This is a genomic window from Bacillus sp. FSL L8-0099 (genome assembly GCF_038006385.1).
GTDB lineage: Bacteria > Bacillota > Bacilli > Bacillales > Bacillaceae_G > Bacillus_A > Bacillus_A toyonensis.
Genome location: NZ_JBBOVC010000001.1, coordinates 2,686,508 through 2,703,468, shown reverse-complemented (window position 1 = coordinate 2,703,468; position 16,961 = coordinate 2,686,508). Strand labels below are relative to the sequence as shown.

9 protein-coding genes are annotated in these 16,961 nt (G+C 33.9%); 4 read left to right on the top strand and 5 right to left on the bottom strand.

Annotation, left to right across the window (positions count from 1 at the left end):
* Positions 1-12: 12 nt before the first annotated feature.
* On the top strand, positions 13-7,023 hold the full coding sequence (locus MHH42_RS13600; RefSeq protein WP_340893470.1) for an amino acid adenylation domain-containing protein: 7,011 nt from the start codon (positions 13-15) through the stop codon (positions 7,021-7,023).
* 55 nt (positions 7,024-7,078) lie between these two features.
* Positions 7,079-8,533, top strand: a complete 1,455-nt coding sequence (locus tag MHH42_RS13595; protein WP_000164819.1) for a pyridoxal phosphate-dependent decarboxylase family protein — start codon at positions 7,079-7,081, stop codon at positions 8,531-8,533.
* Between the two features lie 88 nt (positions 8,534-8,621).
* Here MHH42_RS13595 and MHH42_RS13590 read toward each other — a convergent pair whose 3' ends face one another.
* The 3 genes from MHH42_RS13590 to MHH42_RS13580 all read right to left on the bottom strand — a co-directional run bounded on the left by MHH42_RS13590 (position 8,622) and on the right by MHH42_RS13580 (position 12,353).
* Complete coding sequence (locus tag MHH42_RS13590) at positions 8,622-9,578, bottom strand: alpha/beta hydrolase (protein ID WP_000857948.1); 957 nt, start codon at positions 9,576-9,578, stop codon at positions 8,622-8,624.
* A gap of 910 nt (positions 9,579-10,488) precedes the next feature.
* Positions 10,489-11,490, bottom strand: a complete 1,002-nt coding sequence (locus MHH42_RS13585; protein WP_000577691.1) for an alpha/beta hydrolase — start codon at positions 11,488-11,490, stop codon at positions 10,489-10,491.
* 401 nt (positions 11,491-11,891) lie between these two features.
* Positions 11,892-12,353 (bottom strand): GNAT family N-acetyltransferase, encoded by a 462-nt coding sequence (locus MHH42_RS13580; RefSeq protein WP_000140903.1) that lies wholly within the window; start codon positions 12,351-12,353, stop codon positions 11,892-11,894.
* A 480-nt stretch (positions 12,354-12,833) separates the two neighbouring features.
* Here MHH42_RS13580 and MHH42_RS13575 point away from each other — a divergent pair, with 480 nt between their 5' ends.
* Together MHH42_RS13575 and MHH42_RS13570 are read left to right on the top strand one after the other, a co-directional pair.
* The gene (locus tag MHH42_RS13575) at positions 12,834-14,264 is read left to right on the top strand and encodes an ABC transporter permease (protein ID WP_098180375.1); all 1,431 of its coding nucleotides are present in this window, start codon (positions 12,834-12,836) and stop codon (positions 14,262-14,264) included.
* A gap of 11 nt (positions 14,265-14,275) precedes the next feature.
* The gene (locus MHH42_RS13570; RefSeq protein ID WP_000447845.1) at positions 14,276-14,953 is read left to right on the top strand and encodes an ABC transporter ATP-binding protein; all 678 of its coding nucleotides are present in this window, start codon (positions 14,276-14,278) and stop codon (positions 14,951-14,953) included.
* A 293-nt stretch (positions 14,954-15,246) separates the two neighbouring features.
* Here MHH42_RS13570 and MHH42_RS13565 read toward each other — a convergent pair whose 3' ends face one another.
* Positions 15,247-15,429, bottom strand: coding sequence for a hypothetical protein (locus MHH42_RS13565; protein ID WP_000273228.1), 183 nt, complete (start codon positions 15,427-15,429; stop codon positions 15,247-15,249).
* A 326-nt stretch (positions 15,430-15,755) separates the two neighbouring features.
* The gene (gene bla / locus MHH42_RS13560) at positions 15,756-16,688 is read right to left on the bottom strand and encodes a class A beta-lactamase (protein ID WP_000636873.1); all 933 of its coding nucleotides are present in this window, start codon (positions 16,686-16,688) and stop codon (positions 15,756-15,758) included.
* Between the last annotated feature and the right edge of the window lie 273 nt (positions 16,689-16,961).

The following is a 16,961-nucleotide window of genomic DNA, read 5'->3' as shown; positions in this document are numbered from 1 at the left end:
ATAAAGATAAAAATGCACATTAAAGATCGAAGTTCGATTCATGAAAATAAAGGGGTAGAGGCGTTTTGGAAGGAGCAGTTATCTTCCGAGGTTCTCGATTTTTCTGTATTTAATAGCGGTTACCAACTAAATAAAGAAAATCCTTGCGAGCACGTTCAAGTCATAATGAATGTAGAGTTTAGTAAAAGTATACAAAAAGTAAGTAAGTCTCAAGATTTATTATTATTTAGCTGGTTACAGGCCACGTTAAGGATTTGTTTGGCACACTATACAGATCAAGAAAAAATTACTATTGGTATTCCTGTAATTGAAAAAAATCTTGAACAAAGCGAGAATCTTAATAAATTGATTCCTTTAGGAAGTGAAATCCATCCTCATCACAGCTTTAAAGAAGTAGTAAATCAGATTGAACAAGCGACTTTATTCGGGTATGACAATCAGAGTTATCCACTTTCTGAATTATTAGCGAAACACCATTTAACTCCTTTTCAAATTGTTATTGGGATGGAAGGATTACATAATAAAAATTCGATAGAAGAATACGCAGAGAATAATTTAGCCATATGGATACGAAGAAAATGGAATGAAATACATAATGAATTTGAATTTCAAATTTCTTTCAAGTCTCATTCATTCTCTTCTTTGCAACAGTTTGCAAATTCATATCTTTATGTTTTAAAGCAAGTGTCAACAAATTCGAATTTGGCTGTGAAAGATATTTGTATCATTTCAGAAGAAGAGAAAGAGTTGCTAAAAGAATTGAATCAAGGTCAGGCGGACATAGAATTGTCTCAATCATTTCAAGATTTGTTTGAGAAGCAAGTATCAAAAACCCCAGATCAAATTGCTGTTGTTTGTAATGATCAATCTTTGACATATAAAGAATTGAATAAGAAAGCAAATCAATTGGCTTCTATTCTTCAAAGTAAAGATGTTTCGACAGAAAGTATTATTGGGGTTATGGTGGATCGGTCATTAGAAATGATCATTGGTATGGTGGGGATATTGAAAGCCGGAGCAGCATATTTACCAATCGATCCTAATTATCCAAATGAACGAATTGAATATATGTTACAAGATAGTCAAGCAAAATGTTTACTGAGCAAGCGAACAGAAGTAGAATTGCCACAATTTGCGGGTGAAGTGCTGTATCTTGATGAGGGGCATTTCTTCCAAGGTGAAGAAAGTAATTTAGTTCGAGAAAGTCATCCTAATGATTTGGCTTATGTTATTTACACATCAGGATCGACAGGAAATCCAAAAGGAGTAATGGTGGAACAGAAATCGCTTGTCCATTTTTTAAGTGTAATGAGAGAAAAAGTAAAAGATAATCATTCATTCTTGTTTCTTGCTAGTGTATCTTTTGATATTTCCCTGTTAGAAATATGTCTTCCTTTAACTCAAGGTTCGAAAGTAGTTATTGCTACAGAGGACCAGTTTGCAACAAAAGAATTGGCTCATTTGGTCAAAGAGCATAATGTGGATCTATGGGAGTCAACGCCATCGCGAATGGAAGTTATTTTGAGTGATCCAGAAGGGGCAAATTTTCTAAAAGATTTAAAATCTATTTTGTTAGCAGGAGAAGCATTTTCCATTGATTTGGTTGAAAAGATTCGATGTATTAGTGAAGCAACGATTTTAAATATTTATGGTCCTACAGAAACAACCATTTGTGCAACAGTAAAGGATTTAAGCACTGCCAAAGAAGTTACGATTGGAAATCCCAATCCGAATTATCATTCCTATATATTGAATAAGTATGGTCAATTAAAACCATTTGGAATTCCGGGTGAACTCTGCATTGCTGGCGTGGCGGTAGCACGAGGGTATCTTGGTAAACCTAAACTGACAGATGAAAAGTTTGTACAGAGTCCATTTATGGTAGGAGAAATGATGTATCATACGGGTGATCTTGTTCGTTGGTTGCCTAATGGGGAGCTTGAATATCTAGGTCGAATGGATCATCAAGTGAAAATTCGGGGGTATCGGATTGAATTAAGAGAAATCGAAAGTCAGTTAAGGGAGTATCCAGAAATAAACCAAGCTATTGTTGTTGATCAAGTATATGGAAATAGGAAATTATTAGCTGCTTACTATGTATCGGATAATAAGGTCCCTTTTGGTGAAATCAGAAAATATTTAAGTGATAAATTACCTGAGTTCATGATTCCTGAAAAAATGATTCAGGTGGAAGAGATTCCGTTGAATCCAAATGGGAAAGTAGATAGGAAAAGGTTATTGGATATAACACAAACTGATTATGTATCAATTCCATACGTTGCCCCGCGCAATGAAATTGAACAAAAATTGGTGCATGCATGGGAAAAAGTTATGGAGATTGAGGGAATTGGTATTCATGATAATTTTTTCGCACTAAAAGGAGAATCGATTAAAGCATTACAGGTAATAAATTTATTAAGAAAAGACTGTTTGAAAATAAGTACAACAGATTTTTTTAAGCACCCTACGATTGCTCAACTTAGTTCTTGTATAGAGGTAGAGCATAAAGAAGAAAGGTTTGAAAATAGACCAACTCATGTTAAAAATTTGTCTAAGCCATTTCCCTTAACAGAAGTTCAGACAGCGTATATGTTAGGAAGGAATTCACAGTTTGAATTAAGTGGTATTTCACCTCAAACATATTTTGAATATGAAACAGAATTGGATATCAATCGTCTTTCAAAAAGTCTTCAAAAGGTAATTCATCGTCATTCAATGTTGCGAGCTGTAATTTTACCAGAGGGAAAACAGCAAATATTAGAAAGTGTTCCTGATTACGAGATTGAAATAGTGAGCCTCATAGATTTAGATGATGGGAAACAAAATGCTCGCTTGCGAGAAGAACGTTCTCGAATGACTAACCATGTATTCCCTTTGGGGCAATGGCCTTTGTTTGAATTAAAAGCCTTTCTTGTAAAAGAAGACACGTATTTATTATGTTTTCGATACGATGCTTTATTAATGGATGGAGCTAGTATGAACATTGTTGGACAGGATTTGTTTCATTATTATTATAAACCAGAGCAAAGATTAGAACCTCTATCTTTTGATTTTCAAGATTACATGTTTATTTATAATGAAATGGAACAAAGCACAGAATATAAAACAGCAAAAGATTATTGGACAAGTAAGCTTCCTGATTTTCCATTTGCGCCTTCCTTGCTGTTAAAAAAGGACCCGATAGAGATTGCTATTCCTAAATTCCAATCACTTACTAAAATCCTAGACAATGAAAAATGGACAAAGCTACGAAAGTTAGCACAAGAGAAAGAAGTAACTCCTTCTGCTCTGCTTTGTACAATATATGGTGATGTGTTGGCATATTGGAGTAATCAACATCGATTGGCAATTAATTTGACTGTATTTAACCGTTATCCTGTTCATGAAGAAGTAGAGAAAATTGTGGGAGATTTCACTTCACTCATCTTGTTGGATATTGATGTAAAACCAGAGCAAGCTTTCTTTACTAGAGTAAAAGAAACGCAATCTACTTTATTAGATGGCCTTGAACATCGCCATTACGATGGAGTTAATTTCATTCGAGATTTTACTCGATATCATCAAATGACGCCAAAAGCAGTTATGCCAATTGTTTTCACCTCGATGCTAGCAGGTGCGGGTGCTTTTGCTTGGGAACAGCTTGGTTCACTTCGCCATATTCATGCTCGGACTCCACAAGTGTATTTGGATAATGTGGTAATTGAAAAAAATGGAGAGTTATTAATTAGCTGGAACTATGTTGAAGAATTGTTTGATGTTGATGTGATAGAAGCAATGTTCGCCCAATTTGTTGACTTATTGGAACAATTGGTGAAACAAAGCGACGTAACATCTTTGCAGATGAAAGAATCGGATCAAACTTTAACTGAGCAATACAATGAGACAACAGAAAAAATACCTTCAACTACTCTGTATCAATTATTTACAGACCAAGTAAAACGCACACCGGATGAAGTAGCAGTGGTTTTTGAACAAGATTGGTTAACATACTCGGAGCTTCATAAGCGTTCCAATCAAGTTGCGCACTTTTTAAAAGAACAAGGAATTGGTCTAGGTGACAAAGTTGGTCTTTTAGCACAAAGACGAGTTGAGACAATTGTTAATATGATAGGTATTCTAAAAGCGGGTGCCGCGTATGTACCGATTGATCCTGACCATCCTTTAGATCGTCAAACATATATTTTAGAAAATAGCACATGCAAACTTTTATTAGAAGCTAGTCTTTATGAAGAAAGGCATTTGTCATTATATACAACAGAAGATATGCCTGCCATTGCTGGTCCGGAAGATCTTGCCTATATTATCTACACTTCAGGAAGTACTGGAAAACCGAAAGGAGTAATTATTACTCATCAAGCGGTTTCAAATACAATTCAAGATATTAATCAAAAATATCAGGTAAATGAAGATGATCGTACTATTGGTATTTCTTCCATGTGTTTTGATCTATCTGTATACGATATTTTCGGAACTTTGAGCACAGGTGCAATGTTGGTAATGATTCGTGATCCAAGAGACATGCAAGAATTAATCCGTACTGTCGAACGTAGAGGAATTACAATTTGGAATACAGTGCCTGCAATCATGGATTTGGCATTGGAGCAAGTAGCTTCTCATTTTGAACATTCTTCCTTGCGTTTAGTTTTACATAGTGGAGATTGGATTCCACTTTCTTTACCAGAAAAAATAAAACGACATTTTCCAATTGCAGAAGTAATTTCACTAGGAGGAGCAACAGAAGCATCGATTTGGTCAATTTATTATCCGGTCAATCAGGTGGCATCACATTGGAATAGTATTCCATACGGGATGCCTTTGGCAAACCAAACGTATTATGTGTTGAACTATGAAAAGAAAATGTGCCCTGTTGGTGTAATTGGGGATTTATATATCGGGGGAGTGGGCCTTGCTAAAGGATATTTAAATGATGAACAGAAAACAAATGAAGCATTTGTATCACATCCTGATTTTGGTCTTATATACAAGACAGGAGACTGTGGAAAAATGCATCCTGAGGGATATATTGAATTTTTAGGCCGACAAGATTATCAAGTCAAAATTCAAGGATATCGAGTAGAGTTAGAAGAAATCGCCCATTGTCTTCTCACTTACAAACAAGTCGAACATGCAGTAGTGATTGATCAGACAGATGAGTATGGAATAAAATTTTTAGTCGCATATGTGGTAACTGAGCAAAATATTAGCACAACAGAACTACGAAAGCATTTGCGAGATCACTTGCCAGATTACATGATTCCTTCTTATTTTGTTTATTTGGAACAATTGCCCTTGACTCCAAACGGGAAATTAGATAGAAAAGCACTCCCTACTCCGGCGAAACAAAAAAGTGAAGTATTTATTGCTCCAAAAACTGAAATGGAAAAAATATTAACTAGTGTTTGGCAAGAAGTACTCAAAGTAGATCGGATTGGAGTAAATGATCATTTCTTTGCCTTAGGTGGAGATTCGATAAAAGCTATTCAAGTTTCCGTCAGACTGTATAGACAAGGATTTGAGCTAGAACCAAAAAATTTATTTTCATTTCCTATATTAGGAGACATGGTTCAATTTGTTAAAAAGCTAGAATATCTTCCAAATTCGCAAACAAGTGATGTAAACAAAATGAACGATAATAAAGTTACATCACTAAATGTTAAAGATAAACAGCTTAATCAACATACACTCATCAAAATACAAGAAAAAATGCCCGAAATAAAAATAGAACGTATTTACCCATTGGCACCTTTCCAGGAAGTTATTTATGAGCATGCTGCGACTGAACCTGATACAAATGCATATTTCGAACAAACAATTTGGGCACTTGAGGGGGAGCTGGATATTAATCTCTTTATTCAGTGTTTCCAACAATTAGTTGCTCGTCATGATTCTCTAAGAACCATAATTGTGCAAGATGAACAAGCACAACCTTGGCAAGCTGTTCTACAAGATGTTCAAATGATTTCAGAGATAAAAAACTTGATTGAGATGACGAAACAAGAACAGCAAGAATTCCTAGACCAGTGGATGAATGAAAATTTAAGTCAAGGATTCAAAAATGATGAACTCATGACCCGTCTCTGTATATTCCAACTAGGTAATAACGAGCATAAGGTGGTTTGGAGTTCCCATCATCTATTATGTGATGGTTGGAGCGTCAGCATTTTGATAGACGAATTATTCCAGCTCTATGAAACAATAAATGCGGGAACTACGGCAGAGTTACCTATGGTGAAACCTTTTGAGACATTCATAGATTGGACTGTAACACGTGATCATGAAAAAGCACGTCATTTTTGGCGGGATTATTTATCAGGATACAATCGGAAAATTAGCATTCCTAAAAAGAAAGTACCAACTCAAAGTGAAGGGTTAAATTTCACATTTAAGGATTTAACATTAGATAAGGATTTGACTAATCAGTTACAGACATTTGTAACTAAAAACAATATAACTATGAATTCGGCATTACTGGCTGTATGGGGAATATTGCTTGGCAAATACAACGGAGTGAGAGAAGTAGTATTACCTAATCTAGTATCAGTCAGACCTCCCGAAGTAGAAGGGATTGAAAATATGTTCGGTCTGTTCACAAATGTTTTGCCTATCCGACTAGCATGGACAGAAACGCAATCTTTTGTGGACTTCCTGCAAAAAGTACAACTAGAAACATTGAAATGTAATGAGTATGCATACTATTCATTTGTTGATATACAAAAACAAAGTGAATTAAAAAATCAGTTGACTGACCATCTTTGGGTTTTTGAAAACTATCCGACTAACCCAGCTATCTTTTCTTCAAATGAAAACAGAAATTTTGCCATCACAGATTATGAAGTTGTTGATGAGCCGCATGTAAAGTTTGGAATTATGTGCTTCCCTGAAGAGAAACTTACAATAAAGTTTGGATATGATCAAACCGTATATGAAGCGGAAAAAATACAGGAAATATTGAATCACATCCATCAGTTAATCAACACAATTCTTCAAAATCCAATACAGGCAATCGGTGATTACAAATTATAAAAAATAAAAAGGCGAGCAAGAACTCGCCTTTTTAAATAGAATAGGAGTAAACCAAATGACAAAAAACTTGCAGTTATCAGCCGAAGAGATGCGTCAGTTAGGATATCAAGCTGTGGACTTGATTGTTGATCATATGAATCATTTAAAAAGTAAACCAGTTTCGGAAACAATTGATAGTAATATTTTTAGAGACAAGCTAATTGAAACAATTCCAGAAAACGGATCCAACCCAAAAGAGTTACTTCATTTTCTTAATAACAATGTGTTTAATCAAATTACTCATGTGGACCATCCTCATTTTATGGCTTTTGTGCCAGGTCCGAATAATTATGTTGGTGTAGTAGCAGATTTTTTAGCAAGTGGGTTTAATGTATTCCCTACAGCTTGGATAGTAGGTGCAGGTGCGGAACAAATTGAATTAACGACAATCAACTGGTTAAAATCAATGCTAGGATTCCCTGATTCAGCTGAAGGGCTATTTGTCAGTGGCGGTTCCATGGCTAATTTGACTGCACTTACTGTAGCGAGACAGGTCAAGTTGAATAATGACATAGAAAATGCGGTTGTGTATTTTTCTAACCAAACTCATTTTTCTGTAGATCGAGCACTTAAAGTATTAGGTTTTAAAAATTCTCAAATTTGCCGAATTGAAACAGATGAAGATTTAAAAATTTCAGTTAGTACTTTAAGAAAGCAAATAAAAGAAGATCGATTAAAAGGAAAAAAACCATTTTGTGTTATTGCTAATGCAGGGACAACGAATTGCGGAGCAGTTGATGCTCTTAATGAATTGGCTGATCTCTGTAGTGATGAAGATGTATGGCTGCATGCGGATGGGGCTTATGGGGCTGCAGCAATTCTTAGCGAAAAAGGAAGGGAGTTGTTAAGTGGAATTCATCGTGCCGATTCTTTGACGTTAGACCCGCACAAATGGCTTTTTCAGCCTTATGATGTCGGTTGTGTACTCATTCGAAATAGCCAATATTTAAGTGAAACATTCCGTATGATCCCAGAGTATATTAAGGATACAGAAACTAATATAGAAGAAAAAGTGAATTTTGGGGAGCGTGGAATTGAACTTTCTCGTAGATTTAGGGCATTAAAGGTATGGCTTTCTTTTAAAGTATTTGGAGTCACAGCTTTTCGCGAGGCAATTGATCATGGCATTATGTTGGCTGAACAAGTTGAAGAGTTTTTAAGGAAAGAAAAAGATTGGGAAGTGGTAACACCTGCACAGTTAGGAATTGTTACTTTTCGTTATATTCCATGTGAGCTAACATCTACAGATACAATTCATGAAATAAACAAAAAACTGGTGGAAGAAATTAATCAAAGAGGATTTGCTATGCTAAGTACGACTAAATTAAAAGGAAAAGTAGTAATTCGACTTTGCTCTATCAACCCAAGGACAACAAAAGAAGAAATAATTCAAATCATGATGAACATAAAAGCATTGGCAGAGGAAATAAACACATCGCCTAAACATCTTATATCCGTTTCTCAACCTTGATATATTAGGTGAATTTTACACATTAATAGCCGATTCTAAATGAGAATCGGCTATTATACTATTTACGAGTGTTTTTCTTGTATAGGGATTAAGCCTCAACCTTAGAGACTCTTTTGAAACCGGTCTTTACTGCTTGTACCATTTCGTTTACAGCGTAAATAGATACATCGGCATTTTGATTTAACCCTTCAAACCAGTGATAGGCATTTGGATATAAATGAAACTCGACATCAACACCAGCTTGCGCTAGTTTGCTTACATAGGTTAATGTTTCACTGCGGAATGGATCTAATTGGCCAACAAATGTGTAAGTATATGGTAAGTCACTATAATCCTCCGCTCGGGAAGGCGCTGCATAGGCAGGGATTTTATCCGTTCCATACATTTCTCCTAAATACATTTTCCACCCAGCTTCATTTGCTTTTTGGTTCCAAACAAATCCCTCTTTAATTTCATTCGCTGAAGGTGTATTATTTCGGTCATCAATCATTGGATATAGTGGCATTTGTAAACAAATTGAAGGATATTTTCGATCTCGCGCTAATAATGATAATGCTGCTGTTAGTCCACCGCCAGCACTTACTCCTGCAACCCCAATTCGATTCGAATCAATGTTTAATGACTTTGCATTATCAGCGATCCATTTTAAAGCTGAATAACAATCCTCAATTGGTGCTGGGTAAGGGTGTTCAGGTGCTAAGCGGTAGTCTACAGATACGACCACACAGCCAGCTTCTTTTGCAAATCTCATACAAGTATCATCGTTATCATCTATAGAACCTAAGATATAACCACCACCATGTATCCATAATAAGACAGGTAAAAATTCATTATTTGATTTTGGACGATAAATTCTTAATGGTAACGGATTATCATCAGGTCCAATAATGATTTCATCAGTTAACGAAAGGGATTCATCAACAACGGTAGGTGGTCTCATTTGAGCTATTCCTTCTCTGATTGATTGCAAGTTTTCCGGGCGTAAATCGAGATCTGGAAACATCTCTAACCCTTGTAATAACTCTGGATTTACTCTTGTTTTCATTTTAGCACCTCTATTTGTAATTGTTTTCGAATAAATGAAGTGTATTCTAAGTAGTTTAATTGTGAAAAAACATCACAATTAAATTGTAAATTGAATATGTCTTAGCAGTCAACAGAATATTCGGAAATTAGAACCTTTCTCAAGAAGGAGTTTCATGCAACCAGTAATACAAGTGATTAATTTAGGAGTAAAGTGTTTTCATGTCGTTGTAGTTATTTACAAGTAGTTTTCTAATTGAACCAAGAGGTGATCCGTTTTATTTTAATGGCATATTGCAACGGATACATGTTCGAATTCATATTCGGAAAGGATTAATACATTTGCATTCCTTAATATATAATTTAAGAAAATACTCATGGGCAGGCATTAATATAGGAGAACAGTACAAATTAAAATAACTGTTTAAAAAAATTCCTTTTATTTGGTTAGAAAAGGAGTAAATTCTTTTTTCCTTATATAGACTCATGAAGAAGTATGAAAATCAGAATTTATAATTCAAAAGCCAGCTTGAAGTAATTGCAATAATTACTTTGGATAGTAATCTTAAAAAAATAAAAAAAGAGAAGAACTCACCAATGTTCTTCTCTTTTTTATATGTAATTAGGGTTTCCATAATTGTAGATATGGATGGTGTAAATGAATGGATGAATAACTTACTCTTAAAATTATAACAGAACAAATAAAGCATTTTATATGTAATATTGCATAAACAAGCTAAACAACAATAATATCTGGTGAATAAGTAGCGCTTTTCCATATGGCGAGTTTATTTCATAGTTTCTTCCTAAATTCTATATCATTTTCCAATCATGCAAGGTTAAGGGAGGTGACAATAGAAAGATTTAAAAATGAGCTCAGTATAAAATAAAACATTATAAGTATAAAATCCTGTACTTAGTAATCTCTTGTTTTAAAGCATGACATTGGGAAAGTGTGGGGAGTTCAATCGATTCTGAATAAAATTGATAGTATCAGTTGCAATTTTTTTACGTTTAAGAACAATCCCAGCATGCCCACATGTATAAATATATCGAGTAGGTTTTTCCCAAGATGCCCACAAGTAGTCCGTATCCTCACGGTGCACATATAGATCGTGCTTGCCTGAAATTAATAAAATATTTTCTTTTTTCACTTTTGGTAATGCTTGACTCGGTTCAGTGATTTTCCAATAATCTATTAAATCATTATACGTTACACCATGATGTTCCAAATCTTTTCTAATGAATTTACCTGGATTTGTCTTCCAAATTGAATATGAAAGTCGATTCGCGTAGAAAATGGATGCCAATACATCAATGTCTGATTCAACAAGAGCTGTTAGGTTTGTAATAACCCCACCTAAACTGATTCCTATTAAAATCAAGGGACCATTTTTATTTGCTTTAATCCATTTAATCAAAGTTCGTAAATCAGCTACCGCTTGTCTAGTGGCTTGTACAGTTCGTTCAATATTAGCACTTACCATGTACTCTCCACTGAATAGGGATTGGTTGGGTTTTCTTTCAAAATGATAGGGTAGAGTAAAATAATACATATTCCACTTCAAGTTAGTCATATGGTCGTGAAATATTTTTTTTACACGTTCGTTAGAATCCATTCTCCAACCGTGAACGAAGATGACATGAGGTGCATCTTCGTTTTCATGTAAAAATAATTCCCCAGTTACAGAATCGTTGCGTGAATCACCAGATTGAACCGAGCTTTTATATTTGAACTGTCCAACCATGTATTCCTTTTCTTGCTTTGCATGCTTAATGTTAAAATGAATATTAGATGGTTGTACTTTATAAAAAAATTCTATATCCTTTATATCTAGTGCGGTGTTAGAAAGAGAAGTATATTGAAACTCTCCACTTCTTTTTTTGTGCAAATCATACAAGGCGTATCGATCAATGAGTTTTGAAAAAATCAAATTAACTTCCTCCAAAATACATATTGTTTAAAACATGGACAAAATTTATGTTTTATTTATACTGTAAATTAAATTTAAAATATTTTTTTCGTCTAATAGTACGTGCTTGAATTATAAAGCCAGGTGATAAATTTGTATATTATAAAACTAACAATAAAATAAAACCATAAATAATTTATACTACAATTTAAAAGACAAGTTAATATTCTCATTTATATGAGAGAACATTAACTTGCTTATTTTCGTATCAAAAGATACACCGTTTGAAGTAATGTAATTTAAATGATGAACAATGTATCAATTAATATATTTTATTCAGTGATAGTTACTATAGTTTTCGAAGTCGGTAGTCAATGAACCTTACAATATGCATCTTTTGGGTATATAAATAACAATATTCATTAAAGAAAAAGTTTTAATCCTTCATGAGAATCTTTAAATCCTAATTTCTTATAAAATTGCAACGCTTCCTGTCGTTCTTTATCTGTTGTTAACTGTACTAAATGACATCCCCGCAATGTAGCACGTTGAATAGCCCATTTAATAAGTTTAGTTCCTATACCTTTACCACGTTTTGATGAGACTGTCCGTACCCCCTCAATAGTAGCTCTCCAACCCCCTTGACGTGCAATGTAAGGCGTAAATGTAATTTGTTGAAGACCAACAATCTCCGTCCCATCACACGCTACAATCAACTCATTATTTGGATCACAATCAATAGCATGAAATGCTCTTATATAACTATCAGGGAGTGGTGTTTCATAGCGCTCTCTTTTATTGCCTAAAACATCATCAGCAAGCATTTTTACAATATCATCTAAATCATCTGCCGTAGCAATCCTAAATGTTATAGTTTCTGTCACTATTAAAAAACCTCCTTAATGTATGCACTTGTTACTTTTATTTTACTTGTTTAAATACAATAGGTTAAATTATAAAATATTATGAGTCTCTATAACTTTTTCTTATAGATAACATAAAAGCCTAACTTATAAAATGATATATTAGGCTTTTTAACACAATATTATTATTAAAAAATCCGACCAACTTCAATAAAACGCCATATTCATTAATGGATTTTTATATTTAACAAACCACATATAACCATTCAAATAGGGTGCTTTTAATTAGTTCTATAGAAATTATATAATAAGCATAGATTTGTAAGCTCTCATTCAATGAATCTTAATATATATGGACTAGCTCCTTACCAATATTCTTCACCAAAGTCATTGAATAACTACACATAAACTCCTTATATCTCTAGATAAACTACCGATTAGCTCCATATAGACTCTAGATAACCTATATAGAATATAAGTTATCAAGGAGGTAAGAAAAAAATGAACTTTATGAAAAGAGCAATTCTCAGTATGAAAAAAAGAGTAGGAACATCATTAATTTTGATGGCAGTCTTCCTAATTGTTACAAATTTAGTGTTGGCAGGATTTACAATCCAAAATGCATCAAAAAAAGCTGCGGATGCAGCAAGAAAAAAACTAGGTGCAGATGTTACTTTAAGTCTTGATTTTGACAAATTAGGTCAACAGGCTCAGGAAACTGGAGAGATGCCTAATCCACCGAAGCTCAACACGAAAGAAGCAGATCAGTTAGCGAAGTCAAAGTATGTAAAAGACTATAATTACATAAGCAATACATTCGGAATCTCGGATGGACTTAAACTAGTAGGAGCTTCAGAAGGAGAAGGAGAAGGAAAGGGTAAAGCGGGAATGGCGGCTGTACGAGGCGGTTCAAGCTCCGGTACAGAAATAGATATGAATGCTTCCTTTATGATTGAGGGAGTTCGCAAGACTGCATTACAAGAAAGCTTTAAGAACGGAAAAAGTAAAATCATTGATGGGAAACCAATTACAGAACAGATGAAAGATCAGAATGTAGCTTTAATGGAAAAACGATTAGCGGAATTAAACAATTTGAAAGTAGGAGACAAAGTTAAAGTGCAATCAGGGGATAAGAAGGAAACCCTCGAGGTTGAAATTATCGGTATTTACGAAACGAATGAGCAAGCAATGGGTCAACAGGCCCCTCCTATAATGGATCCAGCTAATAAACTATATATGCCGCATTCAACTATGAAAAAATTTGAAGTAGATCAAGGTATAAGTAGCATTCAAGTCGTGTATTTCTTGAAAGACCCACAAAACATTGAAGCATTTAAAAAAGAAGCAAAAAAATCTAAGATTAATTTTAATTATTATAAATTAGATGCACATGATTCATTGTACAAACAAATGATTGGGCCTATCGAAAATATCTCATCTACTTCTCAAATGATTATTTATATTGTATCAATTGCAGGTGCGATTATATTAGGATTAATCATTATGTTATCGATTAAAGGACGTCGTAAAGAAATGGGGATTCTATTGTCCATTGGAGAAAAAAAGTGGAAGCTGATGGCGCAGTTCGTAGTAGAAGTAGTATGTATCGCTATTTTAGCTTTTGGATTATCCATAACAACAGGAGCTAAAGTTTCTCAATATATAGGGGATAATTTACTTTCAAGTGAAGTTGCTACAGCAAGCGAAGAAACAAACAACCCGCAAAATGGGACTGTAATGATGTCTGGACCTGGTGGAACTGTACAAAATCAAAAAGAGGATCCGATTGATAAAATTGATGTAAGTGTAACAGGAGAAGATGTAGGCAAAATGGGAGGGATAGGACTAGCTATTGCTATATTAGCAACGCTTCTTCCAGCATTATCAATTCTACGTTTAAATCCAAAACAAATTCTTTTAAAAGATGAATAAGGAGGATCGATATGGAAACGATTTTACAATTTAAAAATTTGGATTATTATTATGAAAGTAATGGGAAAAATGTAGCGATACTAGATAATGTTAATTTTTCTTTTCAAAAAGGGCATTTCTACACAATTTTAGGACCATCTGGATCTGGTAAAACCACAACTCTGAGCTTAGGTTGCGGACTGGATGTCCCTAAAAATGGTTATGTCCTGTATAATGGAAAAGATATTCGAAAAATTGGTTTGGATCGATACCGCAATCAACATGTATCTGTAATTTTCCAATCTTATAATTTGATTACCTATATGACTGCTCTTCAAAATGTCCTAACAGCAATGGAAATTACAGGTGTTAAAGTGCAAAATAAAACTGCAAGGGCATTAGAATTATTAGAAAAGGTAGGACTCACAGAAGTAGAAGCGAAACGTAACGTTCTGCAACTAAGTGGCGGGCAACAACAGCGTGTAGCAATTGCTCGAGCATTATCTTGTAATGTTGATTTACTGATTGCGGATGAGCCAACAGGAAACCTCGACGAAGAAACGGCAATGGATATAATAGAACTGTTTCAAGAACTTGCACATAAAGAAAATAAATGTATTATTGTTGTGACGCACTCACAGGAAGTTGCTAAAAAATCTGATCGTGCAGTTTATTTAAGTAAGAAGAAGTTAGTAGTAAATGAAATTTAAAATAAACACTCTAGGTTTTTAATTCACATAATATTAAAAAATATTTCTTCAAATATTAATAATTGATATACAATAAAACCAAGCCATAATCAAAATGGTCTCCCTGTATTGAATGTTAAGATAGTTTGTTGTTCCTTTTTTAACAATATTAAAAAAAGAACTTGTAGAATATTCTACAGGTTCTTTTTGTTATGACCGGTTAACTATATCAATGAGGAATTATATATGAAAAACAGGACATTACCTAGATATATGATCTAAATACCGTCCTGTTTAATTGTTTATCTGTATAGTTATTGAAGAATTAAACCTACAATCATAATGAAACTAAATACTATCATCCAACCAAACGCACAATAGCCGAAAATTCTAATCCATTTAGGTAATTGATTCATGTTAACTTTATTTGTGGGAATTCCTTGCATAGAAAACATCATTTTTTGATCTCTATCCCTATTATTTTGTTGTTCATACATAATATCATCACCCTTCAAGAACAATTGTGTTTATAGTATATCAGTCTGGAGATAATTAAGCACAGAATATTCGACAACTATAGTGAATAAACGTGTATTCCAGTGCTGCATACTAAATTTCAAAAAACTAAAATTGGATTACTCAAAAGCTATATATAAAGTATTTGCTCATTTAAAACATAATCACCCTTTTAACAAGAGATACTTATTATTTGGTATTGAATAATTTAAATACATTTAATGATACTTCTTAGCGTTTATATACGTAAATGTCTTTCAAACGATATGTACCGTAAAGTAGGAGCAGCTTACATTCATGACTATTATTATTTATTCGTTACTTTTAAAACATCTAACACTATTTTCGTTGCATCTGCAATAAGCTTATCATCGTACTTCGCATCCTCTTTCGCATGATTAGAAAGTATCGCAAGAATAATTGGCTTCTTATTTGGTGGCCAAATGATTGCGATATCATTCCTTGTTCCATAAGATCCAGAGCCAGTCTTATCGGCTACTTCCCATTCTCCTGGAACTCCAGCACGAATTAAGTTGTCCCCCGTAGTATTTCTTTTCATCAAATCTATTAAAAAGTTTCGTTTCTCAATTGAAAGTATATCGCCTAGCGCGTAGTCTTGAAGACTAGTAGCTAATGCCTTTGGGGTACTAGTGTCACGAGTGTCTCCTGGCTGCACTTCGTTTAATTCTGGTTCAAAACGTTCAGGATTTGTGACAGTATCTCCTATTTCTCTCAATGATTTTTTGAATTCACTTGGCCCACCTAATTGCTTAAGAATAAGATTTTGTGCAGTATTATCGCTATATCGAATGGAAGCATCCGCAAGTTCTTTCAAAGTCATACCTGTATCTACATATTTTTCAGTAATTGGATTGTAATTCACAAGATCTTTGCTAGTATACTTAATTCTTTGTTCTAAATCTTCTATTGATTTCTTTTGTAACAGTGCTCCAACAGCAAGTGCTTTGTGGGTAGATGCGTATGCAAAACGTTCATCTGAACGATAAGTAACAGTTTGATTCGTACTTGTGTCCAATGCATAAATACCAAGTTTAGCATCATATTCTTTTTCAAGTTTAACAAAAGAGTGATTACTTGTATTTTCTTGTTTTGTTTGTTTCGGAGGTTCGGATTGAATATTACTATTGGAACAGCCTATAAGCGTTACACATGAAAGTAATACTACAGGTAGCATCTTTTTATAATGCGAAATGTGAAAAAACTTCTTTGGAACGATCATACATTTTCAACCTCTTTCAAGAATTTATGGATTTTGTATTGGTATTTTACATACCAATACAATTAACAAATGTACAGGATAGGACTCATCTTGTATTTCTTGCATTACAAAAGGAGAGAACTACCAAGAACACCTTTTTATACGTAATAGACAATCTAAGTAACACATTTGTTCCATTTATGAGTACGGTTTTTAATATATCCATTAATTTTATTTATAAAAATCACAAAAACAACAAGCTCCATCACAATATCATCGGAAATATTATCTAAA